Annotated in this window: 26 protein-coding genes; 17 read left to right on the forward strand and 9 right to left on the reverse strand. The window is 72.6% G+C overall.

What is annotated here, in order from left to right:
- From K7B10_RS33620 to K7B10_RS33630, 3 genes are all read left to right on the forward strand, one after another.
- On the forward strand, window positions 1-1,207 hold a 1,207-nt coding region (locus K7B10_RS33620), incomplete at its 5' end, for a wax ester/triacylglycerol synthase family O-acyltransferase (RefSeq protein ID WP_229342626.1).
- Window positions 1,208-1,287: 80 nt separating this feature from the next.
- On the forward strand, window positions 1,288-2,424 hold the full coding sequence (locus K7B10_RS33625) for an NADH:flavin oxidoreductase/NADH oxidase (RefSeq protein ID WP_229342627.1): 1,137 nt from the start codon (window positions 1,288-1,290) through the stop codon (window positions 2,422-2,424).
- Window positions 2,425-2,501: 77 nt separating this feature from the next.
- The gene (locus K7B10_RS33630; RefSeq protein WP_229342628.1) at window positions 2,502-2,867 is read left to right on the forward strand and encodes an ArsR/SmtB family transcription factor; all 366 of its coding nucleotides are present in this window, start codon (window positions 2,502-2,504) and stop codon (window positions 2,865-2,867) included.
- A 50-nt stretch (window positions 2,868-2,917) separates the two neighbouring features.
- Here the strand turns inward: K7B10_RS33630 and K7B10_RS33635 are convergent, their stop codons facing one another.
- Both K7B10_RS33635 and K7B10_RS33640 read right to left on the reverse strand, forming a co-directional pair.
- On the reverse strand, window positions 2,918-4,285 hold the full coding sequence (locus K7B10_RS33635; RefSeq protein WP_229342629.1) for an FAD-dependent oxidoreductase: 1,368 nt from the start codon (window positions 4,283-4,285) through the stop codon (window positions 2,918-2,920).
- Between the two features lie 52 nt (window positions 4,286-4,337).
- Window positions 4,338-4,994: a DUF305 domain-containing protein gene (locus tag K7B10_RS33640; RefSeq protein ID WP_229342630.1), complete on the reverse strand. Its 657-nt coding sequence runs from the start codon at window positions 4,992-4,994 to the stop codon at window positions 4,338-4,340.
- Window positions 4,995-5,086: 92 nt separating this feature from the next.
- On the opposite strand from K7B10_RS33640, the gene K7B10_RS33645 reads away from it, so the two are divergent.
- Window positions 5,087-6,574 (forward strand): LVIVD repeat-containing protein, encoded by a 1,488-nt coding sequence (locus K7B10_RS33645; protein WP_229342631.1) that lies wholly within the window; start codon window positions 5,087-5,089, stop codon window positions 6,572-6,574.
- A gap of 11 nt (window positions 6,575-6,585) precedes the next feature.
- Here the strand turns inward: K7B10_RS33645 and K7B10_RS33650 are convergent, their stop codons facing one another.
- The 3 genes from K7B10_RS33650 to K7B10_RS33660 all read right to left on the reverse strand — a co-directional run bounded on the left by K7B10_RS33650 (window position 6,586) and on the right by K7B10_RS33660 (window position 8,960).
- Entirely contained in the window at window positions 6,586-7,215 is a 630-nt protein-coding gene (locus tag K7B10_RS33650) for a TetR/AcrR family transcriptional regulator (protein WP_229342632.1), read from the reverse strand.
- Between the two features lie 181 nt (window positions 7,216-7,396).
- Entirely contained in the window at window positions 7,397-8,335 is a 939-nt protein-coding gene (locus tag K7B10_RS33655) for a M56 family metallopeptidase (RefSeq protein WP_229342633.1), read from the reverse strand.
- A 91-nt stretch (window positions 8,336-8,426) separates the two neighbouring features.
- Entirely contained in the window at window positions 8,427-8,960 is a 534-nt protein-coding gene (locus K7B10_RS33660; protein WP_229342634.1) for a DUF5134 domain-containing protein, read from the reverse strand.
- A gap of 148 nt (window positions 8,961-9,108) precedes the next feature.
- Between K7B10_RS33660 and K7B10_RS33665 the strand changes: the two genes are divergently transcribed.
- The gene (locus K7B10_RS33665) at window positions 9,109-9,648 is read left to right on the forward strand and encodes a GNAT family N-acetyltransferase (RefSeq protein ID WP_229342635.1); all 540 of its coding nucleotides are present in this window, start codon (window positions 9,109-9,111) and stop codon (window positions 9,646-9,648) included.
- 54 nt (window positions 9,649-9,702) lie between these two features.
- Here the strand turns inward: K7B10_RS33665 and K7B10_RS33670 are convergent, their stop codons facing one another.
- Both K7B10_RS33670 and K7B10_RS33675 read right to left on the reverse strand, forming a co-directional pair.
- Entirely contained in the window at window positions 9,703-10,395 is a 693-nt protein-coding gene (locus K7B10_RS33670) for a glycerophosphodiester phosphodiesterase (RefSeq protein WP_229342636.1), read from the reverse strand.
- A 188-nt stretch (window positions 10,396-10,583) separates the two neighbouring features.
- Window positions 10,584-11,255, reverse strand: a complete 672-nt coding sequence (locus tag K7B10_RS33675) for a PadR family transcriptional regulator (RefSeq protein ID WP_229342637.1) — start codon at window positions 11,253-11,255, stop codon at window positions 10,584-10,586.
- A 49-nt stretch (window positions 11,256-11,304) separates the two neighbouring features.
- On the opposite strand from K7B10_RS33675, the gene K7B10_RS33680 reads away from it, so the two are divergent.
- The 6 genes from K7B10_RS33680 (at window position 11,305) to K7B10_RS33705 (ending at window position 17,902) form a co-directional block, all read left to right on the forward strand.
- Window positions 11,305-12,426 carry an LLM class flavin-dependent oxidoreductase gene (locus K7B10_RS33680; RefSeq protein WP_229342638.1) on the forward strand — a complete coding sequence of 374 codons (1,122 nt, stop codon included), beginning with the start codon at window positions 11,305-11,307 and terminating at the stop codon, window positions 12,424-12,426.
- A 225-nt stretch (window positions 12,427-12,651) separates the two neighbouring features.
- Window positions 12,652-14,058, forward strand: coding sequence for a DUF6421 family protein (locus K7B10_RS33685; RefSeq protein WP_229342639.1), 1,407 nt, complete (start codon window positions 12,652-12,654; stop codon window positions 14,056-14,058).
- Between the two features lie 26 nt (window positions 14,059-14,084).
- Window positions 14,085-14,849 carry an SDR family NAD(P)-dependent oxidoreductase gene (locus K7B10_RS33690; protein ID WP_229342640.1) on the forward strand — a complete coding sequence of 255 codons (765 nt, stop codon included), beginning with the start codon at window positions 14,085-14,087 and terminating at the stop codon, window positions 14,847-14,849.
- The gene (locus K7B10_RS33695) at window positions 14,846-15,907 is read left to right on the forward strand and encodes a threonine aldolase family protein (protein WP_229342641.1); all 1,062 of its coding nucleotides are present in this window, start codon (window positions 14,846-14,848) and stop codon (window positions 15,905-15,907) included. Before K7B10_RS33690 ends, K7B10_RS33695 begins: the two co-directional genes overlap by 4 nt.
- A gap of 72 nt (window positions 15,908-15,979) precedes the next feature.
- Window positions 15,980-16,597, forward strand: coding sequence for a transglutaminase-like domain-containing protein (locus K7B10_RS33700; protein ID WP_229342642.1), 618 nt, complete (start codon window positions 15,980-15,982; stop codon window positions 16,595-16,597).
- Between the two features lie 81 nt (window positions 16,598-16,678).
- Window positions 16,679-17,902, forward strand: coding sequence for an alginate lyase family protein (locus tag K7B10_RS33705; protein WP_229342643.1), 1,224 nt, complete (start codon window positions 16,679-16,681; stop codon window positions 17,900-17,902).
- A gap of 90 nt (window positions 17,903-17,992) precedes the next feature.
- Here K7B10_RS33705 and K7B10_RS33710 read toward each other — a convergent pair whose 3' ends face one another.
- Window positions 17,993-18,715: a lysophospholipid acyltransferase family protein gene (locus K7B10_RS33710; protein ID WP_229342644.1), complete on the reverse strand. Its 723-nt coding sequence runs from the start codon at window positions 18,713-18,715 to the stop codon at window positions 17,993-17,995.
- A gap of 235 nt (window positions 18,716-18,950) precedes the next feature.
- On the opposite strand from K7B10_RS33710, the gene K7B10_RS33715 reads away from it, so the two are divergent.
- The 6 genes from K7B10_RS33715 (at window position 18,951) to K7B10_RS33735 (ending at window position 23,629) form a co-directional block, all read left to right on the forward strand.
- Complete coding sequence (locus tag K7B10_RS33715) at window positions 18,951-19,292, forward strand: thioredoxin family protein (RefSeq protein ID WP_229342645.1); 342 nt, start codon at window positions 18,951-18,953, stop codon at window positions 19,290-19,292.
- Between the two features lie 194 nt (window positions 19,293-19,486).
- Window positions 19,487-19,567: a putative leader peptide gene (locus K7B10_RS41700; protein WP_351040880.1), complete on the forward strand. Its 81-nt coding sequence runs from the start codon at window positions 19,487-19,489 to the stop codon at window positions 19,565-19,567.
- Between the two features lie 80 nt (window positions 19,568-19,647).
- Window positions 19,648-20,163, forward strand: coding sequence for a flavin reductase family protein (locus tag K7B10_RS33720; RefSeq protein WP_229342646.1), 516 nt, complete (start codon window positions 19,648-19,650; stop codon window positions 20,161-20,163).
- Between the two features lie 203 nt (window positions 20,164-20,366).
- Window positions 20,367-21,152 (forward strand): electron transfer flavoprotein subunit beta/FixA family protein, encoded by a 786-nt coding sequence (locus tag K7B10_RS33725; RefSeq protein WP_229342647.1) that lies wholly within the window; start codon window positions 20,367-20,369, stop codon window positions 21,150-21,152.
- Window positions 21,153-21,214: 62 nt separating this feature from the next.
- Window positions 21,215-22,177 carry an electron transfer flavoprotein subunit alpha/FixB family protein gene (locus K7B10_RS33730; RefSeq protein WP_099894061.1) on the forward strand — a complete coding sequence of 321 codons (963 nt, stop codon included), beginning with the start codon at window positions 21,215-21,217 and terminating at the stop codon, window positions 22,175-22,177.
- A 153-nt stretch (window positions 22,178-22,330) separates the two neighbouring features.
- Entirely contained in the window at window positions 22,331-23,629 is a 1,299-nt protein-coding gene (locus K7B10_RS33735; protein ID WP_229342648.1) for a DUF6986 family protein, read from the forward strand.
- Window positions 23,630-23,686: 57 nt separating this feature from the next.
- Here the strand turns inward: K7B10_RS33735 and K7B10_RS33740 are convergent, their stop codons facing one another.
- Window positions 23,687-26,296: a WD40 repeat domain-containing protein gene (locus K7B10_RS33740; RefSeq protein ID WP_229342649.1), complete on the reverse strand. Its 2,610-nt coding sequence runs from the start codon at window positions 26,294-26,296 to the stop codon at window positions 23,687-23,689.
- Between the last annotated feature and the right edge of the window lie 99 nt (window positions 26,297-26,395).

The following is a 26,395-nucleotide window of genomic DNA, read 5'->3' on the forward strand; positions in this document are numbered from 1 at the left end:
CGCCGTCCGTGCCGCCGCCCTGCTCACCGCCCGCTGCGCCGCGGTCCCCGGCCTGCGCCGCCGCATCCACGACGTGCTGCTGCCGATCGGCGCGGCTGCCTGGTCGCCCGATGCGGACTTCGACGCCGCCCGGCACGTGTTCCTCGTCCGCACCCCCGACCCGCGTGCCGCCGCCGGGCCCCTCATGGCGCGGCCGCTGGACCGCGGCCGGCCGCCCTGGGAGGCGCACGTCCTGGCCGGGCCCGATCCGGGCTCCTTCGCGGTGCTCTTCAAGTTCCACCACGCCCTCGCCGACGGACTCGGGGCCCTCGCGCTGGCCGCCCTGCTCTTCGACGAGGGGGAGGGCGTACGGGGTCCCGCGCGCCCGGCCCCGGAGCCGCGGCCCTCGGCCGGCTCCGCCCTGCGCAGCCTCCCGGGCATGCTGGCGGCCCGGGTCCAGGACGTCGGCCAGGCGCTGGAAATCGGCGCCTCCGTGGCCCGCGCCGGACTGCCCCTCGGGGTCCCGGCGGCCCTGACGGCCGCCCCGGCGCGGACCGGCACCCGCGCGGTCGCCGGCCTCGCGCTCGACCTCGACGACGTCAACCGCATCCGGAAGGTCGCCGGGGGCACCGTCAACGACGTGCTGATCGCCCTCGTCGCCGGCGCCCTGCGGCGCTGGCTGCTGGGCCGAGGCGACCCGGAGCCCGAGGGGCCCGGCCCGCGCGCCCTGATACCGGTATCCCGCCGCCGGCCCGGCGGTGCGGCGAAGTACGGCAACCGGCTCTCCGGCTACCTGCTCCGGCTCCCGCTCGCGGAGCCGGACCCGCTGCTGCGCCTGGACCGGGTGCGGCTCGGCATGGACCGCAACAAGGAGGCCGGACCCGCCCGCGGCGCCGGAGCGGTCGCCCTGCTCGCCGACCACGTCCACCCGCTCGGCCACCGTCTCGGCGGCCCCCTGGTAGCCCAGGCGGCCCGGATGCTCTTCGACATCCTGGTCACCAGCGTCCCCCTGCCCGGCTTCACCTTCTCGCTCGGCGGCAGCCGGGTCCGGGAGGTCTATCCACTGGCCCCGCTCGCCCGCGGCCACTCCCTCGCGGTCGCGGTCTCCACGTACATGGGAACGGTCCACTACGGCCTGGTCGCCGACGCGGCCGCCGTACCGGACCTGGCGGCCCTCGCGGAGGCGCTGCGCGCCGAACTCGACGAGCTTGTACGAGAGGTCTCGTAGTACGGAATGAATCGTAGTACGCTGACTCTCGTACAAGTCGCCGATCCGCGGCGCGCCCGGCCACCTCCGGAGAGTCCTTCATGAGTGCTGCCCCCATCGCCCCCGCCACCCGCGCCGAGGCCCTCTTCGCGCCCTTCACCCTGCGCTCGGTCACCGTGCCGAACCGGGTCTGGATGGCGCCGATGTGCCAGTACGTGGCCGAGGCCTCGGGTCCGGACGCGGGCGTGGCCCACGCCTGGCACTTCGCGCACTACGCCGCCCGCGCGGTGGGCGGCACCGGGCTGATCCTCCAGGAGGCCACCGCCGTCTCCCCGGAGGGCCGGATCTCCCCGTACGACCTCGGCATCTGGAACGACACGCAGGTCGAGGCGCTGCGCCCCATCACCTCCTTCATCAAGGCCCAGGGCGCAGTCCCGGGCATCCAGATCGCCCACGCCGGGCGCAAGGCCTCGACCGGCCGGCCCTGGGAGGGCGGCGGATACGTCGGCCCCGAGGCGGGCGGCTGGCTGCCGAGCGCCCCGAGCCCGGTGCCGTTCGCCGAGGGCGACCCGGTGCCGCACGAGCTGACGACCGCCGAGATCCACGAGATCACCGGCCGGTTCGCGGCCGCCGCGCGGCGCGCGCTGGCCGCCGGCTACGAGGTCGTCGAGATCCACGGCGCCCACGGCTACCTCATCGGCCAGTTCCTCTCCTCGCAGATCAACCGGCGCACCGACGCGTACGGCGGCTCCTTCGAGAACCGGGTCCGCTTCGCCCTCGAAGTCGTCGACGCCGTACGGGCGGTGTGGCCCGAGGAGCTCCCGCTGTTCTTCCGGATCTCCGCCACCGACTGGCTGGAGGAGACCGGCTGGACCTCCGAGGACACGGTCCGGCTGGCCGCACTGCTCCAAGGCCGCGGGGTGGACCTCCTGGACGTGTCCACCGGCGGCATGGCCCCGAAGGCGGACATCCCGGCGGCGCCCGGATTCCAGGTGCCGTTCGCGGCCGAGGTCAAGGCCCGGACCGGCCTCCCGGTGGCCGCCGTCGGGCTGATCACCGAGCCGGGGCAGGCCGGCGCGATCCTGGCCGACGGGCAGGCGGACGCGGTCCTGCTGGGCCGCGAGCTGCTGCGCGACCCGTACTGGGCGCGCACCGCGGCCACCGCCCTGGGGGCCGAGCGGGCCCTCGAAGCGGGCACCGGGGTACGGGTGCCCGTCTCGTACCACCGCGCCTGGTAGCCGGGCCTTCCGGTGGTGGTCGATGTACTACGGTGGCTCTCGTACGAACAGGGGAGCCGGGCGAGACGAGGGCAGACGTGACGGATACGGCCACCACCCGTACGCTCGCCCATCCCGGGCCCGCCGAGATCCGGCTCGAAGCGGTGCTGCACGCGTTGTCGGACCCGATCCGGCTGTCCATCGTGCGGGACCTCGCGGCCACTCCGGACGAGCTGGCGTGCTCGTACTTCGACCTGCCGGTCACCAAGTCGACGACCACGCACCACTTCCGCGTCCTGCGGGAGGCCGGTGTGGTCCGCCAGACCTACCGGGGGACGGCCAAGATGAACGGCCTGCGCGGCGCGGAGCTGGAGGGCCTGTTCCCGGGGCTGCTCGACAGCGTGCTCGCGGCGGCCGCCGCGGAAGAGGCCCGCCGGGCCGGCCGGAAGGTGCCCGCGAAGTAGCGTCGTCCGCGCGGAGGGCGGTCCCGGGGCGGCCGCCGGCCCGGCCCGGTTCAGGCGCCCGCGGCCGCGTTCGCCGCGGCCAGCAGGCCCGGCCAGTCCGGGATCTTCACCGAGCGGCGGCCCAGCGAGCGCCCGAGATCGGCCTCCGCCGCCTCGATCGCCAGCCAGCCCGGCCACTCCACCGGGTGCAGCCCCGCCGCCCGCAGCGCGTCCAGCGGGTCGCCCGGCAGCTCCCGGCGGGCCAGCGCCGGCGCGTCCTGGAGCAGCGATGACGCCGTCTCCTTGGCGCAGGGCCGGTTGGTGCCGATCACCCCGGTCGGGCCGCGCTTGATCCAGCCCGCCACGTACTCGCCCACCGAGGCCCGGCCCTCGCGCAGCACCCGCCCAGCGGCGTGCGGGACCGTGGCCCTGACCGGGTCGAACGGCAGACCGGGCAGCGGAACCCCCTGGTAGCCCACCGAGCGCAGCACCAGCTGCGCCTCGACGTCCTCGTACGCGCCCGTCCCGGTGACCCCGCCCCGGCCGTCCGGGGCGGTCCTCTCGAAGCGCATCCCGGCGACCCGGCCCCCGGGGCCGGCCAGCACCTCCACGGGCCGCAGGTAGAACCGCAGGTCGATCCGGCGCGGCGCCCCGCCCGGGTCCTGCCCGGCCCAGCCGCGCAGCACCTCCAGGTTGCGCCGGGCCGCCGCGGGCAGCGCGGCGGCCGCGCCCTCGTCGGCGTACGCGGGGTCGAGCGCCAGCTCGGCGGGGTCCACGACGGCGGCCACGCCCGGCAGCGTGCCCAGCTCCCGCAGCTCCTTGGTGGTGAACTTGCCCTGCGAGGGACCCCGTCGGGCCACCATCGACACCGACCGCACCCCGCTGTCCGCGAGCGCGCCCAGGGCGGGCTGCGGCATGTCGGTCGGGGCCAGCTCCGGCTCGCCCCGGGCCAGCATCCGCGTCACGTCCACCGCGACGTTGCCCGCTCCGACGACCACGGCCGATCCCACCCCCGGCAGGTCGAAGGCCTCGGCCACGGCGTCCGGATGCCCGCTGTACCAGGCGACGAAGGCCGTCGCGGAGTGCACCCCGGCCAGCTCCTCGCCGGGGATGCCGAGCAGCCGGTCGCGCGCCGCGCCCACGCAGTACACCACCGCGTGGTACAGCTCCAGCAGCCGTGCGGTGGTCAGCTGCTCCCCGCCGACCTCGACGTTGCCGAGGAAGCGGATCCGTTCGTCCTCCAGCACGGTGCGCAGGCTGCCCTGGAGCGATTTGATCTTCTCGTGGTCAGGGGCCACCCCGTAGCGCACCAGCCCGTACGGTGCCGGCAGCCGGTCCAGTACGTCGACGCGGACGCCGGGCACCTCACGCTGCTGCACGAGTGTCTGAGCGGCGTAGACCCCGCTGGGGCCCGAACCGACGACGGCGACACGAAGCACGGCGGAGCTCCTCCCGCAGGTGCTCCCAGCATGCCACCGGGTCCGGCGGCCGTCAGCCCATCGCGCGCATACGGTGGATCTCGGCGGTCTGGGTGGCCACCACCTCGTTGGCCATTTCCTCCACCGCGCCGTTGTTCCCGGCGGCCAGCGCCTCGCCCGCCATCTTCACGGCGCCCTCGTGGTGGGCGGTCATCAGGGTGAGGAAGAGCCTGTCGAATTCGGGGCCCTTCGCCGCGGTGAGCCGGCTCAGCTGCTGCTCGGTCGCCATGCCGGGCATCGCGCCGTGGTCGTGGCCGCCCTCCGGGGCCCCGGAGGGCTCCGGGTAGCGCGCCAACCACTTCTCCATGGCGCCGATTTCGGGCTTCTGGGCGGCCGAGATGCGCTCGGCGAGCCGTTTGACCCCGTCCGCCGAGGCCCTCTCCGGGGCCAGCGCGCTCATGGTGAGGGCCTGCCGGTGGTGTTCGACCATGTGCCGTACGTAGGCCCGGTCGGCCGCGTTGGGACTGTCGTCCGGCTGCGCCTTCGCGGCTTCCTCGGGGGAGAGGGTGCGGGCCTTCTCGCCCGGTCTGCCGGGGGCGATGACCGCCGCGCCGCCGTTCCTCGACCCGCCGCCGCCGTTCGTGTCGTCACAGCCGGCCAGGGCGAGCAGGATCCCGGCGGCCACGGCCGCCGCGGTCGTCCGGCCGAGTGACCCTTTTGCCATGTCCATGAAGAGAACATACTGCGGGGGTCCGCTCCAGTACCCCGGCGGGCACGTTCCCATCACGAGCGGAACCTGTCGGATTCCCATGGGAGGGCGCAGTGACCTCGAAGCACACCACCAGAGTGCGGCACAGGAGCCTGGGAGCGGCCGTGGCCGTGGCCGGACTGCTGACCACGCTGTTCGCGGCCGGTCCCGCGGCCGCCACCCCCGATCCCGGGGACTTATCGCCCGGCAGCGCCACCACGCGCGGCGCGGACCCGGCGGCGGGCGGCCGCGTACTCGCCCCCGGCGAGATCCCCGGCCAGGACGAGATCGTGCACAGCGCCAACGTCCAGCACCTGACCAACATCCCGAGCACCTATCCGGGCGTCATCAACACGGATCTGGCGTTCCAGGGCAAGTACGCCTACGCCGGCAACTACAACGGCTTCACCATCTACGACATCGGCAACCCGAAGGCCCCGAAGACGGTCAGCCAGGTGCTCTGCCCCGGAGGCCAGAACGACGTCTCCGTCCAGGGGGACCTGCTCTTCCTCTCCACCGACTCCTCGCGCAGCGACGACTCCTGCAACAGCGTCTCGCAGCCCGCGACCGAGAAGTCCTCGTGGGAGGGCATCAAGATCTTCGACATCAAGGACAAGAAGAACCCCAAGTACATCAAGTCCGTCGAGACCAACTGCGGCTCCCACACCCACACGCTGGTGCCGGGTGAGCGCGACATCTACCTCTACGTGTCCTCGTACTCCCCGAACGAGGCGTTCCCCGACTGCCAGCCGCCGCACGACGGCATCTCCGTGATCAAGGTCCCGAGGAAGCATCCGACGCAGGCGGCCGTCGTGGCCTTCCCCGTCCTCTTCCCGGACGGCGGCAACCCCGGCGGGCCCGCCAACCCCGGCGTCTCCAAGACCACCGGCTGCCACGACATCACCGTGTTGCCGTCGAGGAAACTGGCCGCCGGCGCCTGCATGGGCGACGGCATCCTCTTCGACATCAGCAAGCCCGAGCAGCCGCGGGTGATCGACCGGGTGCAGGACAACGTGAACTTCGCGTTCTGGCACTCGGCGACCTTCAACGAGAAGGCCGACAAGGTGGTGTTCACCGACGAGCTGGGCGGCGGGGGTGGCGCCACCTGCAACGAGGCCACCGGTCCGAACCGCGGGGCCGACGGCATCTACGACATCACCGGCCGCGGGGACCAGCGCAAACTCGTCTTCCGCAGCTACTTCAAGATCCCGCGCCTGCAGGCCGACACCGAGAACTGCGTGGCCCACAACGGCTCGCTGGTCCCGGTCGGCGGCGGCCGCGACATCATGGTCCAGTCCTGGTACCAGGGCGGCGTCTCGGTGTGGGACTTCACCGATTCGACCCGGCCCAAGGAGATCGGCTACTTCGAACGCGGCCCGCTCACCACGGACCGGCTCGGACTCGGCGGGTCCTGGTCGGCGTACTACTACAACGGGTACGTCTACTCGAACGACATCGCCAAGGGCCTCGACGTGCTGCGGATCGACGACTGGCGCACCGAGAGCGCCACATGGGTGTGGATGGACCGGCTCAACGTCCAGACGCAGCCCGAATACCACTGACCCGAATTGCGCTAGCCCACCGAGGGAAACGTTCCGCCGGGCGGCCCGCCCTCCGGCGGGACCCCGAGCTCCCAGTCCAGCCCGTACCGCTGGAACAGCTCCGCCCGCAGCCGTGCCATCGGCATCGGTGCGCCCGGCAGCAGGACGGCGACGACCGCGCCCATCAGCAGGGCCCGCAGCAGCGGGTAGTCGGTGTCCACGTCCGCCGATCCGTACCGCGTGACCGTGTCCCGGAGCAGCTCCGCCAGCCGCCGCTGCTCCGGGCACTGAACGAAGCCCTCGGCCTGGAGGATGCCCGCCATGTGCGTCCGCATCAGCAGCGGCTCGTCCCGGGCGAGCCCCAGGACCGCGTCGATCGCGCGGGCGAGCCGCTCGCGCCCGTCGTCGCTGCGCGGTTCGCGCTCCAGGGCGGCCTCGAGCGTCAGGTGCATCAGCCGGTGCACCGCGGACTGCAGGAGGTGGCGTTTGCCAGGGAAGTAGTACGAGACCAGGCCGCGGGCCGCGCCCGCCCTGTCGGCGATGTCGCCGAGCGTCGTGGCCTCGTAGCCGCGCTCGGCGACGAGTTCGACCGTGGCCTGGAGCAGCCGCTCCCGGGAACGTCTGCGCAATTCTTCATTGACCGATGCGCTGCGCGGGGACATGCTTACTCCTGCGTTGACTGGCTCCCAGCCAATATACTCAGCGCACGGGGTCGCCTGCTCTGGGTGACGCGGGGGATCACCCAGAGCAGGGACTTCCAAACCTCGGGGCAACGACCGTTTTCGGCCCGTCCTCGGGCGGCCGGGCGACCGGGCCCGGTGGATCGCGAGCGGACCCGGTGGATCAGGTGAGCGCGGTCAGGCCCGGCATCAGGGCCACCACCAGTGGGACCGCCGGTACCAGTGTGGCCAGTGCCGTGAGCCGGAGCCGACGGCCCGCCGACAGCCGCGGCGCCGCCGACAGCAGCCGCCGCACCCGCTCGGACACGTGCGGCTGGGGACTCGGGCAGGGCCCGAACACCCCCCGGTCCTCGTTGAGCCCGACCAGCGCCAGCGCGATCGTCAGCCTCCCGAACCGCCGCGAGGCCACGTCGTCGGCGGCCAGCTCGACGAGCCGGTGCATCTCCGCCTCGAACGCCGCGAACACCGGCACCTGCGGGAATCCCCCGGCCAGCGCCCGCGAGCAGTGCAGCAGCCAGTCGTGCCGGGCCTGCGCGTGCCCCTGCTCGTGCGCCAGTACGGCGTCCAGCTGGCTCCCCTTGAGCCGTCCGAGCGCGGCCGTGGTCACCACCAGCTGAGGGGCGGCGCCCGGCAGCCACCACGCGTCGGGCCGCTCCCCCTCCAGGACCACGAGCCGGGCCCCGGCCGGGTCCTCCCCGGGCAGCAGCGGCGCCCGTACGAGCAGCTCGGCGCCCCGCGCCCGGCGCCGGGCGCGGGCCCGCAGCACCTCCCCGGTCAGCCGGGCCCCCGTCCACAGCCCGCCGCCGGCCAGCACGAGCGCGGTCCCCACGGCCCACGGGCCGCCGGTCGGACCCAGCGCGTACGCGTCGACCACCCCGTGCGGGGCCGCCGCGAAGAGCCGGCCCCGGACCGCCAGCCAGGCGGCGGCCGCGCTCAGCAGCATCGACAGGGCGAAGCACAGGAGCACCGCGCCCACCACGCACTGCCACACCCACAAGGCGACGACGGGCTCCCGCTCGGGCCAATCGGCCCGGGCCAGCAGACGGGGAGCGAGCACCGCGGTCAGGGCGCCGAGCAACAGGAGTGCGGCGGGGACCATCATGTCCGCCAGCCTATGAGCGCGGGGCTACCTGCCGGTACGGCCTTTCGCGATTGGTGACGCAGGACACGTTTGTCCGTCGCGGCCCGGAGCTTCACAGACTCAGGAGCATCGCCAACATCCCGATCCCCATGGCGAGTCGGCAGGCCCGCGTCAGCTCCGCTGGCTTCGCGGACGGCCCGCCCGCGACCGGCGGCGCACCCCCGCCCGCCGTCACCAGCCGGGCCCCGCCGAGCAGCACGTACCCCGCGAAATAGAGGAGCAGCGCCCCGGTCACGAGCGGCGGCCCGCCATCGTGCCCGTGCCCGTGCCCGTCGGCCATCGTCAGCGCCATGTACGCCATGGCCAGCGAGCCGACCAGGTGGTGCGCGTGGTGCACCCCGCCCCGCAGCAGCCACAGCGCGTGCAGCACGGCCCCGCAGAAGACGGCCAGCAGGACCCGGGGCCCCCACGGACCGATGCCCGCGGGCACGGCCATCACCGCCATCCCGAACCCCATCAGGGCCTCGCCCGCCGCCCCGCCGCGGGCCTCCCGCTCCGATCTGCGCGCCCGCGACAGGCAGTACGCACCGCTCACCGCGCACAGCAGGACGAGCAGCCACGCGGAGAGGGAAGCGGGAAGGGACATGGCGGGACCGTGCACGGCGGAACCTCCCGGTTCGTCGGCGTCACGGGAAGAGATGCCCCGGCCCGGACACCCGCACGCCGCCCCGGGTTAGGCTCTCCTTGCCGTACCGGGCATGTCATATGCCGCCGAGCTGAACGGAGCCCCCCCGATGTCGACCGCCCACCCCACCGCCCTGAACTTCCGCAGTGCCGTGGAGGCGGACGTACCGGACCTGGTGGCCCTCGTCGAGTCCGCCTACCGCGGAGACGCCAGCCGCGCCGGCTGGACCACCGAGGCCGACGTCCTGGACGGGCAGCGCACCGACCCCGAGGGCGTCCGCGCGGTCATCGGCGCCCCCGACGGCGTCCTGCTCGTCGTCGAGCGCGCCGGCGGGCTCGTCGCCTGCTGCCAGCTCGAACACCGGGGCGACCACGCCTACTTCGGGATGTTCGCGGTCCGCCCGGGGCTGCAGGGCGGCGGCCTCGGCAAGGAGATCCTCGCCGAGGCCGAGCGCCGCGCCCGCGAGACGTGGGGCGCCAAGGAGATGCGGATGACGGTGGTGAACGTACGGGAGGACCTCATCGCGTACTACGTCCGCCGCGGCTACCGCCGCACCGGCGAACTGAGCCCCTTCCCCTACGGCGACGAGCGCTTCGGCGTCCCGCTCCGCGACGACCTGGCCTTCGAGCTGCTGGTCAAGCCGCTGTAGCGCGGAGCGGGGAGCCGGGAGCGGGGAACCGGCTCCCGGGGCCGGACGCGGCCGTCAGGCCAGGAACCGGCCCGTGCTGCGGATCTCCGGGAAGTCGGTGGCCGCGCCGTCCAGTTCGAGGGCCCGGGCCAGCCGCAGCTGCTGCAGGGTGTTGACGGTCCAGCCGGTCACCCGCAGCCCGGCCGCGTGGGCCGACTCCACCATGGCCAGGGTGAGCTCGCGGATGCCGAGCGCGACCGTGTTGGCCCCCACGGCGAGCGCCCGTTCCTCGATGGACCTCGGGTGAGCCATGCGCAGGTCCGCGTACAGGGTGGTCCGTACGCCCGGCAGCAGCCGGGCCGTCCCGGCGAGCACCGCGTCGTCGAAGGAGGCCACCTCCACCCGGGCGCTCAGGTCGTGGCGCAGGACCAGCTCCGCGAGCGCCGCGGCGGTCGGCGCGTCCTGCACCGACACCTGGAGCGGGGTCCGGACCGCGTCGAGGACCTCCTCGAAGACCGGCACGTGTTCGCCCTGGCCGGCGTCCAGCTCGCGCAGCGCGGCCAGGGTCAGATCGGCGACGGCTCCGGAGCCGTCGGTGGTGCGGTCCACCTCGGCGTCGTGCAGGACGACGAGCACGCCGTCCTTGCTCAGCTGCAGATCCAGCGCGATGACGTCCATCCCGGAACGTTCCGCGCGGACGAACGACCGCAGGGTGTTCTCCGGTTCGACACCCATGACCCCGCGGTGACCGATGGTGAGGAAAGTCAAGGTTCTCTCGCTTCCGTCGACGGCGGCTCCCCGCACGGTCGCGGTGTCCCTACCGGCCGGGCGGTGAGGACGCATGCTAGTGCGCCGGGGATGCGATGGGACCGCCCGTGCAACGCCCGGAACGGGGCCTTCGGCCGGTTCCCGCCAGGGCTGTACGCCGTCGCGCGCGCCGCGGGGGCCCTGCCGCGTCACCCGGGCGTGGGCGCGTCCCCGCCGCCTTGACGATCCGCGGCCGGGGCGCCCGGCGGGGCTGCCTCCGGGGCTCCGGCCAGGGCTTTCGTGCCGGCCGCGGCCAGCTCCGCGAGATCGGCCAGCAGGGCTTCGCCGAGCTCCAGTTCGGCCAGGTGCTGCCGCTCGCTCCAGCGCAGCGCGAGCACGGGGAAGGCCCACTCCGCCACCTCGCCCGCCTGCGCCATGGCCTCCCGGACGGCGGCCAGTTCGCCCCGGGTGCGCTCCAGGTGCTCGCCGACCATCGCGCGCAGCATCTCGGGCTCGGCGAGGTGGCCGAGCCAGATCCGCAGCAGCAGCCCGTGCTTGAGCACCGGGGGTCCGGCCTCCGCGGTGTCCGAGGCCCAGTCGGCGAGGGCCGCGCGGCCGGTGTCGGTGATGGCGTAGCGGCGCTTGGCCCGGGCCTCCTCCGGCCCCGAGCGCGCGGAGGCCGCGTACCCGAGCTCCTCCAGCCGGCGCAGTTCGGCGTAGATCTGGCTGATCGCGGGGGACCAGTAGAAGAAGCGCAGGGAGGAGTCCGCCCACTTCTTCAGCTCGTACCCGGTGCGCTCCCCGGGGAAGGACAGCATCCCGAGCACGGCCCACGCGGTCGCCGGCAGGTCTTGCTTCTTCGAGGTCTGACTACTAGTCATATTCCGAATTGAAGTAAGGCCGGGCACGGGACGCAACCCTGGAGGCATCGTGAAATTCTCCGTGATCTTCGAAGCTCAGCTGGCCGACCCGACCGTGGAGCGCGAGCACCAGGTCATCCGCGACTGCGTGGAGCAGGCCGTGCTCGCCGAACGGATGGGATTCGACCGGATCTGGGCCGTCGAGCACCACGCGCTGAAGTGGTACGCACACATGTCCGCTCCGGAGATCTTCCTGACCTGGGTCGCGGCCCGGACGCACACCATACGCATCGGCCACGGGGTCGTCTGCATGCCCTTCAACTTCAACCACCCGGTGCGTGTCGCCGAGCGGGCCGCGATGCTCGACCTGCTCTCCGGCGGCCGCCTCGACCTCGGCGCCGGGCGCGGCGGCACCGAACAGGAGACCTCCCTGTGCGGGGTCGACCGGGAGCGCACCACGCAGGAGGTGGAGGAGGCGCTGCGGATCATCGGCAAGGCCTGGCAGGAGGAGGAGCTGGAGTACCACGGCGAGCTGATCGACATCGACCCGCACCCGATCCTGCCGAGGCCGCGCCAGACCCCGCATCCGCCGCTGTTCCTGGCGTGCAGCCGCGCCGAGACCCTCGTACAGGCCGCCGAGCTGGGCGTCGGGGCCCTGGTGATGGGCTTCGCCGGGCCGGAGTCCATCGCCGCCATGCGGGCCGTCTACGACGGGGCGGTGGCCGGCCGGGACGGCGCTCGCCTCGTCTCCACGGCGGTCAACGACCACTTCTCGGTGCTCTGCCCGACCATCGTGCTCGACGACCCGGCCGAGGCGCGCCGGATCGGCATCCGCGGCCAGCGGTTCTTCGCGCAGTCCATCGGCCACTGGTACGGCGGCGCCGGCGTTCCGGACGAGGCGGTGGTCGCGGGCGCCGACGAGGAGGCGCGGATGCGCAGCGCGGCGGAACAGGTGGTGGCCCGGCTGCACGAGCAGGCCATCCCGGTGCGTCCCGCCTCGACGGCGACCTTCCACGCCGACCACGCGTACGGGAGCGCCGACGACGCCATCGCGTACGTGCAGCGGCTCGAGGAGGCCGGGGCCGACGAGATCATGTGCCTGATCCAGATGGGCACGGTGCCCCAGGAGGCCTGTCTGGAGACCCTGCGCCAGTGGGGCGAAACGGTCATTCCGCACTTCCGTACCGCCTGAGTGATCGACGTCACCCGTCGGCCCCGCGGGCAGCCGCTGGCGGGGCCGGCGGGTGCGGCGTCAGTGGGCGAAAGGGGCGAAGCGTGCGCTCGGACGGTGGACGGCGGGAAGAATTACGGTGCCCATGGGGGTAGCGCAGGATAATTTCCCGCACGGGCCCTTGAGTAGGACAGGCTCGCACGCATACGCTGTGTTGACGCGAGGTTCTCCTGTGGAGGAAGTGACATGACGGAAATTCTTGTGCCGGGTTCTGGCGGTGCGGTGATAGCCGCCGGTGCGCGGGTGGTCGACCACCCGGCGTGGCCCGAGCTCAAGGCCGCCGTGGAGGAGATCCGCCCCTGGCAGGCCAAGGACGGTTCGATCGACTTCGAGGCCGCGGACGCCCCCGCTCCGACCGAGGTCGCGGCCGCCGTCGAGCGCGCGATCGCCGCCGTGGAGACGCTGTCGCCGCTGCTGCCGCACGCCGCCGCCTACCACCGGGCGCTCGTCTCCGACCTGCGCAAGTGGGTCGCGGACGGCTTCAATGTGCCGGACTTCCTGGACTCCCTGCTGGCCTTCCACCCGGCCGCCGAGCGCGCCGACGGGCTCCAGCACCTGGTCGTCTTCCCCATGTACACGCAGAACGGCAACCTCGACCGCAACTTCGAGGCCGTCGTCCTGAAGATGGTCTGGCCCGAGTGGCTCTCCGAGCTGGAGCGCACCCGGTACGACAACCCGCTCTTCCTCGGCATCACCTTCGAGGACTTCACCCCCGGCTACGACACGCACTCCGCCGTGCTCTTCCCGGAGACCATCGCCGTCCGCGAGGCCCCCGAGCGCTTCACCTGGGGCGGCATCTTCTGCGACCGCGAGGCCGCCCGCTACCGCAAGGTCACCGAGGCCGCCGTCGACATCCTGGGCATCGAGCTGCCCGAGGACATCGCCCGCATGGTCGAGGACCAGGAGCGCTGCGAGAAGGCCTTCGTCCTGTGGGACATGGTCCACGACCGCACCCACAGCCACGGCGACCTGCCGTTCGACCCCTTCATGATCAAGCAGCGCCAGCCGTTCTGGATGTACGGCCTGGAGGAGCTGCGCTGCGACCTCACCGCCTTCAAGGAGGCCGTGAAGCTGGAGTCCGAGGGCAACGAGCACGGCCGTGACGTGCAGTACGCCGTCCTCTTCGACCGGATGTTCCGCTTCCCGGTCTCGGGTGACCGCAACCGCAACTACGACGGTCTCGGCGGCCAGCTGCTCTTCGCGTACCTCCACAAGCACGACGTCGTGCGCTGGACGGACAACAAGCTGAAGATCGACTGGATGCGCGCCCCGCAGGTCACCAACCAGCTGTGCGCCGAGATCGAGGACCTCTACCGGGCCGGCATCGACCGCCCGAAGCTCGTCCACTGGTTCAAGGCGTACGAGCTCGTCTCCACCTACCTGGCCCCGCACCCGGGCTCCAAGTGGGCCAAGGGCCCCGACGCCCTCGACCTCACGCAGCCGCCGCGCAAGCTCGTCGACGACGTGCTTCCCGACGAGTTTCCGCTGAGCATGTTCTATGAGGCGCTCGCCAAGAAGCTCAAGGGAGTGATCGCCTCCACGAAGGGCATCACTGCAGTGAACGCCGATTCGGCCGAGCGGGTCGCCGCGTGAGCGCTCGCCCACAGGAGGCTGCACAGATGAACAGCGCTGGGAAGTCCGGGAACGGCATGCTCCACGGTGCCGTGGTGGCGGTCGCCGGGGCCGGCGGCCCCGCCGGGCGCGCCGCCCTGCTCCGCCTCGCCGAGGCCGGTGCCGTCGTCGTCGCCGCCGACGCCGACGCGACGCGCCTCGCGGAGTCCGTGGACGCGGCCCGCTACGCCCACGGCGGCGCCACCGTCACCGGTGACACCGTCGACCTGCTCGACCTGGAGGCCACCAAGGCCTGGGCCGAGCGCACGGAGAAGGAGTTCGGCCGGATCGACGGGGTCGTCCACCTCGTCGGCGGCTGGCGCGGCAGCAAGACCTTCACCGACGTGGACCTCGCGGACTGGGACTTCCTGGAGAAGCTCCTGATCCGCACCGTCCAGCACACCTCGCTCGCCTTCCACGACGGGCTGCTGCGCAGTGACCGCGGCCGCTACGTCCTGATCAGCCAGTCCGGCGCGCACAAGCCGGTCGCCAACAACGCGGCGTACAACGCCGGCAAGGCGGCCGCCGAGGCCTGGACGCTCGCCCTCGCCGACTCCTTCCGCAAGGCGGGGGGCGAGGACGGTCCGGGCGCCGCGGCTGCGATCCTGGTGATCAAGGCACTGGTGCACGACGCGATGCGCGCCGAGCGCCCCAATGCGAAGTTCGCGGGTTTCACCGACGTCAAGGAGCTGGCCGAGGCCATCGCCGGCGTCTGGGAGCGGCCCGCCATCGATGTGAACGGACAGCGTCTGTGGCTCACTCCGCAACCGTGAAAACCGATGCCCGCCGCCACCACGACCCGGCGGTGCGCGGCTTCGCGAGCGACAACTACGCGGGGGTCCATCCGGAGATCCTGGAGGCCCTCGCCCTGGCCAACGGCGGCCACCAGGTCGCCTACGGCGAGGACGAGTACACCGAGAACCTGCAGAAGATCATCCGCAGCCACTTCGGCCCGTACGCGGAGGCCTTCCCGGTCTTCAACGGCACCGGCGCGAACGTCACGGCCCTCCAGGCCCTGACGGACCGCTGGGGTGCGGTGATCTGCGCGGAAACGGCGCACATCAACGTCGACGAGGGCGGCGCCCCCGAGCGGATGGCCGGGCTCAAGCTGCTCACCGTCTCGACCCCGGACGGCAAGCTCACCCCCGAGCTCATCGACCGGCAGGCCTGGGGCTGGGAGGACGAGCACCGGGCGATGCCGCAGGTCGTCTCGATCACCCAGAACACCGAGCTCGGCACGGTCTACACGCCGGACGAGATCCGGGCGATCTGCGAACACGCGCACTCCCACGGCATGAAGGTCCATCTCGACGGGGCCCGCATAGCCAACGCCGCGGCCTCGCTCGACGTGCCGATGCGCACGTTCACCAACACGGTGGGCGTGGACGTGCTGTCCTACGGCGGCACCAAGAACGGCATGATGTTCGGCGAGGCCGTGGTGGTCGTCAACCCGGACGCGGTCCGGCAGATGAAGCACATCCGCAAGATGTCGATGCAGCTCGCGTCCAAGATGCGGTTCGTGTCGGTGCAGCTGGAAGCGCTGCTGGCCAAGGACCTGTGGCTGCGCAACGCGCAGCACTCCAACGCCATGGCGCAGCGGCTGGCGGCGGGCGTCCGCGAGACCGACGGCGTGGAGATCCTCTACCCGGTGCAGGCCAACGCGGTGTTCGCGAAGCTGCCGCAGGAAGTGACGCGGCGGCTGCAGCAGCGCTACCGCTTCTACTTCTGGGACGAGGCCGCCGGCCACGTGCGCTGGATGTGCGGCTTCGACACCCAGGAGGAAGACGTGGACGGCTTCCTCCAGGCGCTGAAGGAAGAGCTGTCCCGCTGAAGATCTGAATAGATATACCCTCGACCGCAAATTCATTGATTCGCGGTCGGGGGTATGCCTATGCTCCGGGCCATGCAGCTGATCCCGCAAAGCACGGAGACTGACGCCTATCTGGTGGTCGATGACGTCATCGACCACGATCACCCGCTCGTGAGCGAAACCGCCGATGCCCTCTGGGGTGCCACCGGCGGCGCATACTCATACGCCAAAGTCGCCTTCGAGTTCGTCCGCGACGCCATCCCGCACTCCGCCGATTCGGGGGACCCGCGCGTCTCCTGGCGCGCCTCGGACGTGCTGCGCACCCGCAACGGCATCTGCTACGCCAAGTCCCATGCGCTGGTCGCCCTGTTGCGGGCCCGGGGCATCCAGGCCGGTCTCTGCTACCAGCGGCTGACCGATGACGACGGGTCGAACCCCGTCGTGCACGGGCTGATCGCCCTCCGGCTGCCCGGATCCGCGCACTGGGCCCGCCAGGATCCGCGGGGCAACAAGCCGGGTGTGGACGCCCGGTTCTCCCTCGCCGATGAGCAACTCGCCTTCCCCGTACGCCCCGAGCTCGGCGAGGTCGACTATCCCGAGCTGTACGCCACCCCGCATCCGGCCGCGCTGGAGGCGCTCCGGGATTCCGCCGACCTGCCTGCGCTCCGGCGGAACCTCCCCGCGGAGATAGGAAAGTTTCCTGTCGGATAACGTTGTCAACTTGGCATGCCCATGGGTACTTTCGGCGGCAGAACATCCCCGTTCCCCCCACCACCGAACGGAAGGTGCTCCATGCGCCACGGAGTTCCCGCCGCCCTCGCCGCCCTCGCACTCGCAGTGACCGCGGCCCTGACCCTCAACCCCACCGCCCAGGCCGGACCCCGACCGGCTCCCGCCCCCGCCCCGGCCGCGGCAGCCGCCGCCCCCGCGCAGTTCGCCCACCCCGGCGTCCTCAGCAGCCGGGCCCAACTGGACTTCGTACGCACGAAGGTGCTGGCGGGGGAGGAGCCGTGGAAGCCGGCGTTCGACGCCATGCTCGCGAGCCCGTACGCCTCGCGGTCGCGCGCGCCCAAGCCGCGCGCCGTCGTCGAGTGCGGCTCGTACTCGAACCCGGACAACGGCTGTTCCGATGAGCGCGAGGACGCCATCGCCGCGTACACCGACGCCCTCGCCTGGTACGTCACCCGGGACGCCGCGTACGCGAAGAAGTCGATCGAGCTGATGGACGCCTGGTCCGCGAAGATCAAGGACCACACCAACAGCAACGCCCCGCTGCAGAGCGGCTGGGCGGGCTCCACCTGGCCGCGCGCCGCCGAGATCATCAAGCACACGTACACCGGCGGCTGGCCGAACCAGGGGCGCTTCGCGACCATGCTCCGCGACGTCTACCTGCCCGAGGTCGTCAACGGGAAGCCGAACAGCAACGGCAACTGGGAACTGATCATGATGGACGCCGCCATCGGCATCTCGGTCCATCTCGACGACCGTGCGAGCTACGACAGGGCGATGGCGATCTACCTCGGCCGGGTCCCGGCGTACTTCTACCTCGCCTCCGACGGGGCGCAGCCCGCGTACCCGCCGCGCTCCACCATCGACACCAGGAGCGAGCTGGTCGAGTACTGGCACGGCCAGAGCACCTTCGTGGACGGCCTGGCCCAGGAAACCTGCCGGGACTTCGGCCACACCGGCATGGCGATCGCCGCGACCATGCACGTGGCCGAGACCTCGAAGATCCAGGGGCGCGACCTGTACCCGCAGTTCAAGGACCGCTTCCGGTACGCGCTCGGTTTCCACGCCCAGTACGAGCTCGGCGCGAAGGTGCCGTCCTGGCTGTGCGGCGGGAGCCTGACGAAGGGCATCGGCCCGTCCACCGAGGTCGGCTACAACGCCCTGCACGCGCGTCTGGGCGTCAGCATGGAGAACACCCGCAAGCTCACCGAGGGGCGGCGCCCGGCGGGCACCGAGAACCACTTCGAGGCGTGGGAGACGCTGACCCACGCCGAGAACCCCAACTGACCGCCGGGCGGGTGCGGCACGACGGGCGCGCCACTGCGGCCCCGCCGTCAACAGCGGGGCCGCACGATCACCCGGTCCGGTGGTGCCCGATCAGCCCGCTTCCTTGACCTGGGCGGCCGTCGGCGCCGTGCCGCCCAGGTGCGCCGGCACCCACCAGGTGTCCTCGGGGCCCTTGGGCTTGCCCGGGTAGGCGCTCTGCGCGGCGTCCAGCAGCTCCTGCACCCGCTCGCGCAGGCGGCGGGTGATGGCGCCCGCGTACTGGTCGGCGGGCGCCTCGATGGGCTCGCCGACCCGCATCGTCACGGGGATGTGGCTGCGCTTGAGGTTCTTCGGGCGGCCCTTGGTCCACAGCCGCTGGGTGCCCCACAGCGCCACCGGGATGAGCGGGACGCCGGCCTCCTGGGCCATGCGCGCGGCGCCCGACTTGAAGCTCTTGAGCGTGAAGGACTGGGAGATCGTCGCCTCCGGGAACACGCCGATGATCTCGCCGGACCGCAGCGAGTCGAGGGCGTGCTGGTAGGCCGTCTCACCCTGCGTGCGGTCGACCGGGATGTGCTTCATCGCGCGCATCAGCGGACCGGACACCTTGTGGCGGAAGACCGACTCCTTCGCCATGAAGCGGACCAGGCGCTTCTGCGGCCGCGCGGTCAGACCGGCGAAGATGAAGTCGAGGTAGCCGATGTGGTTCGACACGAGAACCGCCCCGCCCTTGCGCGGGATGTTCTCCGTGCCCTTCATGTCGATACGGATGTCCAGCGCCCGGAAGAGGGTGTGCGCGGCGCCGATCACCGGAGGGTAGACGAGCTCAGCCATGAGGGGGAGACCCCGCTTTCTGCCTGGGGAGGTGCTCCCGGCCGGAAGTTACGGCTGCGTAGGTACGCTGCCCTTGGGGATCGTGCCCCATACGCGGGCTGCTGGCCAGCCCAGACGACCGTGCCCGAGGAGATTCTCGTCACGCCGGGAATGCGGCGCGTAGTCGGGGCGCTCGGATCACCGTACGAACGCAATTCAATGATGCGGCAACGAGGTACGCGACGACGGGAGCAGTGTGCACGGGGACGAGGACGCGCAGGCCACGGGCCTGGCACGGCTGGGCGCGGCCGAACTGGGCGCATCGCCCGGGCGGCGGGCCAGCCTGGTGCAGTTCTCCAGCGCGTTCTGCCAGCCCTGCCGGGCCACCCGGCGGATCCTCGCCGACGTGGCGGGTCTGGTCGAGGGCGTCGAGCACATCGAGATCGACGCTGAGGCCCGTCTCGAGCTGGTGCGGGCCCTGGGCATCGAGAAGACGCCGACCGTGCTCGTCCTGGACGCCGACGGCCGGATCGTGCGGCGCGCGGTGGGGATGCCGCGCAAGGCGGACGTGATCGCCGCGCTGGGCGCCGCGATATGACGGGTTCGGCGGCCGGCCCGGCGGCGGGCCCGGCGGCCGCTGCGACGGCCGCTTCGCCGCTCGGTTCGTCGGCCGGCGCGACGGCCCGCGTCAGGACCGGTACGCCGGTGCACGCGCCCGCACGCAGGGTGACGCGCCTCGCATCTGTCCGATGCGGCTTGACTGTGTACACGGGAGATCGCCAGGCTGGCGGCATGCGGTACGAACTCCTGCTTTACGGGCGGGTCCACGTGGACCTCGTCCGCTACGCGAGCGCGCGTTGTCGGGGCCACTGAACGACCCCGGTCCCCGACCCGATCCACCTGATCCCACCGCGCCCGTGCCCGCCGCCTCCGCGGCAGAAGGAAGCACCTCCATGACGGCCCCGACCGCCCCCATCGTCCACACCGCCACTCCCGGCTCGCCCGACCTGCTGCGCTCCGTCTTCCGCCGCCACGCCGCGGGAGTGGCCGTGATCACCGCAGAGGACGGCGGCAGTCCCGTCGGGTTCACCGCGACCTCGCTCAACTCGGTCTCCGCCGATCCTCCACTGCTGTCGTTCACCATCGCCACGGGGGCCTCCAGCTGGCCCGCGATACGCGACTCCGAGCACCTCGGCGTCCACATACTCGGCGAGCACCAGCAGGACCTCGCGGGGCTGTTCGCCCGCAGTGGAGCCGACCGCTTCGGTCCCGGCACCGGCTGGGCCCCGGGCCCGTACGGGGTTCCGGTGCTGGACGGCGTACTGGCGTGGCTGGTGTGCCGGGTGGTGGCGCGTGTGCCCGCCGGGGCGCATCGGGTGATCATCGCGGAGGCGGTGACCGGGGACCCGGCCGGGGAGGGTCGGCCGCTGCTGTACCACCAGGGTCGCTTCAACGCGCTGCGCGACTGAATCGTCCCTGCTGGGGCGGGTTCGTGCGGCGTTGGACAGATCACAGTTCACCGGCCTTGCCACCGTGGAGGACCCACGGTGTACTGACGAGTAACATTCCCTTCGGAGCGCGGGCCGCCCCGACCGGGATCCGCCCGACAAGGCGCCTATGCTGCCTGCACAAGGCGGTATCAGAAAAAAGACGATGCGGTAGGAGAGCCGGCGTGAGCCTGAGGATCGTTGTCTGTGTGAAGTACGTGCCCGACGCCACCGGCGACCGGCACTTCGCCGATGACCTGACGGTCGACCGCGACGACGTCGACGGTCTGCTGTCGGAGCTCGACGAGTACGCCGTCGAGCAGGCGCTGCAGATCGCCGAAGAGGCCGACGACGCCGAGATCACCGTCCTGACGGTGGGCCCCGAGGACGCCAAGGACGCGCTGCGCAAGGCGCTGTCCATGGGTGCCGACAAGGCCATCCACGTCGAGGACGACGACCTGCACGGCAGTGACGTCATGGGCACCTCGCTGGTGCTCGCCAAGGCCATCGAGAAGGCCGGTTACGACCTGGTCATCACCGGTATGGCCTCGACCGACGGCACCATGGGCGTCCTCCCGGCGATCCTGGCCGAGCGCCTGGGCGTCCCGCAGGTCACCCTGCTCTCCGAGGTCAAGGTCGAGGACGGCACCGTGACGGGCCGCCGCGACGGCGACTCCGCGAGCGAGCAGCTGGAGGCCTCCCTCCCGGCGCTCGTCTCCGTGACGGACCAGTCGGGCGAGGCCCGCTACCCCTCCTTCAAGGGCATCATGGCCGCCAAGAAGAAGCCGGTGGAGTCCTGGGACCTGGAGGAGCTGGAGATCGAGTCGGACGAGGTCGGCCTCGAGGGCTCCTGGACCGCGGTCGACTCCGCGACCCAGCGCCCGGCCCGCACCGCCGGCACGATCGTCAAGGACGAGGGCGAGGGCGGCAAGGCGCTGGCCGAGTTCCTGGCCGGCCAGAAGTTCATCTAAGAGCTTCGGCCGAAACCCTCTCGATCGCCCCCCGACTACTTCGCATTCGCAGGAGCATTCCCATGGCTGAAGTCCTCGTCTACGTCGACCACGCGGACGGCGCCGTCCGCAAGCCCACCCTCGAGCTGCTGACGCTGGCCCGCCGCATCGGCGAGCCCGTCGCCGTCGCCCTCGGCGCCGGTGCCGCCGACACCGCCGCCGTTCTCGCCGAGCACGGCGCGGTCAAGGTCCTGACCGCCGACGCCCCCGAGTTCACCGAGTACCTCGTGGTGCCGAAGGTGGACGCGCTGCAGGCGGCGTACGACGCCGTGTCCCCGGCCGCCGTGCTCGTCCCCTCCTCCGCCGAGGGCAAGGAGATCGCCGCCCGCCTCGCGGTCCGCATCGGCTCCGGCATCATCACCGACGCCGTCGACCTGGAGGCCGGTGACGAGGGTCCGGTCGCGACGCAGGCCGCGTTCGCCGCGTCCTTCACCACCAAGTCCCGCGTCTCCAAGGGCACCCCGGTCATCACCGTCAAGCCGAACTCGGCTCCGGTCGAGGCCGCCCCGGCCGCCGGCGCCGTCGAGGCGCTCGCCGTCACCTTCGGCGCCCTGGCCACCGGCACCAAGGTCGTCTCCCGCACCCCGCGCGAGTCGACCGGCCGCCCCGAGCTGACCGAGGCCGCGATCGTGGTCTCCGGCGGCCGCGGCGTCAACGGTGCCGAGAACTTCGGCATCATCGAGGCCCTCGCGGACTCCCTCGGCGCCGCCGTCGGCGCCTCGCGCGCCGCCGTCGACGCCGGCTGGTACCCGCACTCCAACCAGGTCGGCCAGACCGGCAAGTCGGTCTCCCCGCAGCTGTACATCGCCTCCGGCATCTCGGGCGCGATCCAGCACCGGGCCGGCATGCAGACCTCGAAGACCATCGTGGCCATCAACAAGGACGCCGAGGCCCCGATCTTCGACCTCGTCGACTACGGCGTGGTGGGCGACCTCTTCGCGGTCGTGCCGCAGCTGACCGAGGAGATCAAGGCCCGCAAGGGCTGACCTGCGTCGATGCTGTGACTCGGGGCCGCGTGGTGACACTCACCACGCGGCCCCGAGGTGTTTCCTGCAACCATTGACTAGACAAGAACCCCTCATTAAATTCTGCTATGCGGATCTATGCTTCCGTGAAGCGGAAAAAGAGGAGAGTGCACGATGGGTCAGCAGGAGAAGGTGGCGACGAGCCTCGCAGGCGCGGTCAGCGAGGGCATCAGCGCCTCCCTCGCGCCGGTGGACGCGGAGCTCGCGCGCCACTACCCGGGCGACCCCGGCACCCGCCAGCCCGTCCACACGGTCTACGTCCCCGGTGACGTCTTCGCCGCCGACACCATCCGCTCCTGGGGCGACCAGGCCCTCGCGGCCCTCGACGAGCACGCCCCGGACGCCGCCACCTTCGCCAAGGTCCTCGGCATCTCCGACGAGCTGGCCGTGCCGGTCTACGACCGCGTCCGCGCCAAGCTGCTGCGCGAGCCCATCGAGGACCTCCGCGTCGACTTCGAGGACGGCTTCGGCGTCCGCGCCGACGAGGAGGAGGACCAGGCGGCCGCCCGCGCCGCCCGCCTCGTCTCCGAAGCCTTCTCCAACGGCACGAACGCCCCGTACATGGGCATCCGCATGAAGTGCATGGAGTCCAACGTCCGCGACCGCGGCATCCGCACCACCGACATCTTCCTGTCCGGGCTGCTGGAGCACGGCGGGCTCCCCGAGGGCCTCGTGCTGACCCTCCCGAAGGTCACGTACGCCGAGCAGGTCAGCGCCTTCGTCAAGCTGCTGGAGGCCTTCGAGGCCACCCGCGGCCTGCGCCCGGGCCGGATCGGCTTCGAGATCCAGATCGAGACCAGCCAGTCGATCGTCGCCTCCGACGGCACCGCCACCGTGGCCCGGATGATCGAGGCCTCCAAGGGGCGTGCCACCGGCCTGCACTACGGCACCTTCGACTACAGCGCCTGCGTCGGCGTCTCGGCCGCGTACCAGTCGAGCGACCACCCGGCCGCCGACCACGCCAAGGCGATCATGCAGGTCGCGGCCGCCGGCACCGGCGTACGCGTCTCCGACGGCTCCACGAACGTCCTGCCCATCGGCAGCACCGAGCACGTCCACGAGGCCTGGAAGCTGCACTACGGCCTCACCCGCCGGGCCCTGGCCCGCGCGTACTACCAGGGCTGGGACATGCACCCGGGCCACCTGCCGACCCGCTACGCGGCGGTGTTCACCTTCTACCGCGAGGGCCTCGAAACGGCTGCCGCGCGTCTGAAGGCCTACGTCGCGAAGATCGAGGGCGACGTGATGGACGAGCCGGCCACGGCCAAGGCCCTGGCCGGCTACCTGGTCCGCGGCCTGGACTGCGGCGCGGTGGGTGCGGACGAGGTCACCGCCCTGACCGGCCTTTCCCGCGCCGAGCTGGACGCCTTCGCGATCCCGCGCCGCTCGGCGACGCTGACGGCGACCGCCTGATCCGTCTCGCGCCGCGGGGCCCGGCCGGGGACGTCCCCGGCCGGGCCCCGCGGCGTCTCACAGCGGGCCGACGACCCACCGGTTCAGGATCCCGTCCCGGCCCGCGGTGACGAGCAGGCTCCCGTCGGGTGAGAAGGCCACGGCGTTGACGGCCTCGGCGTGGCCGGACAGTGGTTCGCCGACGCGCCTGCCGGTGGTCGGGTGCCACAGCAGGACGACGCCGTCTTCGCCCGCCGAGGCCAGCAGCTGCCCGTCCGGCGAGAACGCCACGTCGTACACCGCGGAGCGGTGGCCGGTCAGCGGTTTGCCGACCGGCAGGCCGCCCTCCGATTCCCACACCCGCACCGTGGCGTCACCGCCTGCCGTGGCCATTAGGGTCCCGTCCGGTGAGAAGACCGCCGACCACACCGCGCCTTGGTGGCCGAGCGAGACGTGGTCGGGCAGCAGCGGCCTGCCGGGATCGCGCCACAGCACCTGGCCGTCGGCGCCGGAGGTGACCAGGCGCCGCCCGTCCGGGGCGAAGGCGAGTCCGACGACCTCGTTGCTATGACCGCCGAGGGGCTCACGGACACGTGTGCCGGGGGTCGGATTCCACAGCTCCACGGTGCCGTCCGTACCCCCCGTGGCGAGCAGTTGCCCGTCAGGGGAGAACGCGAGCCGCTTCAGAGGCCCGCGATGGCCGGTCGGCAGCTCCCGGACGCTCGTGCCGGTCGCCGGATCCCGCAGGTACACGGTCCGGTTGGCGGATGCCGTGGCGAGCACGGTCCCGTCGGGAGAAAAGGCCAGGCACCAGGGCAGGGTGGTGGGCTCGGCCGCGGGCGGACCGAGGGGCCGTCGGGTGACCGGGTCCCACACGTGTACGGATCCCGTACTGGAGGTCGCCGCGACGAGGTGGCCGTCGGGCGAGAAGGCCACCCGGAAGAGGGCGGCCTGGGCCTGTACGGGCGACAGCCGGACCGGCTGCCGTTCGCGCAGGGACACGGCCAGGGCCCTGGCCGCCAGCGGTGTCGTACGGGGTGTGCCGGAGCGTTCGTACAGCATCACCGTCTCGTCGCAGGAAGCGGTGGCCAGCAGCCGTCCGGTCGGCGAGAAGGCGATGTGCTCGACCCGGCCGCGGTGTTCGCTCAGCGGCGGGCCGACGGGCAGGCCGGTGGCCGTGTCCCACAGGCGTACGGTCGCGTCGTCGGAGCCGGTGGCGAGGAGGCGGCCGTCGGGCGAGAAGGCCAGGGCGCAGACCGGCCCGGCACGGCCCCGGAGCGTCAGCGCGCCGCGGCCGCCGGCCGCCTCGCAGACGGAAGTGCGCCCGTCGCGGTAGCCGAGGGCGAGCAGCAGTCCGTCGGGGGAGAGGGCGATCACGTCCGGGTTGCCGGCGGACACGGTGCGGGGCAGTCCGGCGAGGCCCCCGCCGAGCAGGTCCCAGACCCGTGAGCTGCGGGCGGCGGCGAGGAGCCGGCCGTCACGGGCGAAGGCGACCGCTCCGATCGGGTCCGTGCCGCCGCCGTGCGTGACGACGACCGGGAGACGGCCGACGGACAGGTCGCAGAGCCGTACGGTGCCGCCGAGTTCGAGGGTGGCGGCCATACCGCCGGTCGGTGCGCAGGTGATTCCGGTGACGGGGGAGGCGTGGCCGGTGAGGGGCGGGCCGTCCGGGCGGCCGGTCGCGGGGTCGATCCGGTGGAGTACGGAGGGATCTCTGGCATCCGCCGTCAGCAGCCGCCCCTCGGGGGTGAACGCGAGGGGGTGCGTCGCGGTGAAGGGGGTGATGGTGCCGAGGCCCGTCGACGTGTCCCAGAGCTGGACGGTGTCGCCGCCGGCCGAGGCCAGCAGCCGGCCGTCAGGGGAGAAGGCCAGGTCCCGGACCGGGGCGAGGTGCCCGACGAGGCGGTGCCGGAAGGCGTACGGGGCCCGCCCGGCGCGCGGATCGGCGGGCGGGGTGGGAGCCGGCCGGGGAGCAGGTCCGGGGTCCGGTGCGGAGGTCGGTGCGGGGGCAACTGCGGGGTCCGCTCCGGGGGCCCGTGAAAAGCCCGGATCCGGGGCCGGCTCGGGCGCGGCCGCGGCCGTCGCGCCGGCCGCCGGTTCGGGATGCCATGGCGTTCGAGCCCGTTCGGCGGGCCCCGCGGAACCGGCGGGGGCGTGGAAGCCGTCGAGGCCGGCGATCCAGGCGGGGACGCCGTACGCGGGGGCTTCGCCGGCTGCGGCGGCGGGCGCGCGGCGCTCGGTGGCCTCGCGCGGCTCGGCGGCCCTTTCCCCGGGGCTCTCCCGCCCCGCTTCCCCGCTCGCGCTCGCGGCCTGCGCGCCGCGGGCCGCGCGGGCACGCGAGTGCCCGGGAGGCTGCAGCGCGGCGAGTTCCTGCCAGCGCCGCCGCCAGACGGCGAGTTCGGGTGCGGCGTGGGAAGGGACGGTGGCCGGACGACCGTATTCGTCGTACGACAGCAGGATCCGGACCAGCGCCATGAACGTGTCGGAGCGGACGAGCCGCTTGCCGTTGAAGGCGTCGCTCTGGGTGGCCACCGGCAGCCGGATCCCGGTCAGGGAACCGGCGGCGCGGGCTTCCAGATCGCGGTACGAGGGCCTGCCGCGCTCGATCCGTAATCGCGTCAGGTCACCGGCGAGCGCGGCGAGTCCCTCCTCGAAGGTGCCGAGCGGCTGCGGCTCCGTGTCCCCCATGTCCCCCCTCGGCCATGCGTGGCCGCCCAGGTTAGAACGCCGCGGGCGGAACAGTCCCGAACTTTCCCGAACAGCCGGGAACAGTCGTGGTGTTCCGCC

The sequence above is a fragment of the Streptomyces flavotricini genome (genome assembly GCF_020639365.1).
Lineage (GTDB): Bacteria > Actinomycetota > Actinomycetes > Streptomycetales > Streptomycetaceae > Streptomyces > Streptomyces flavotricini.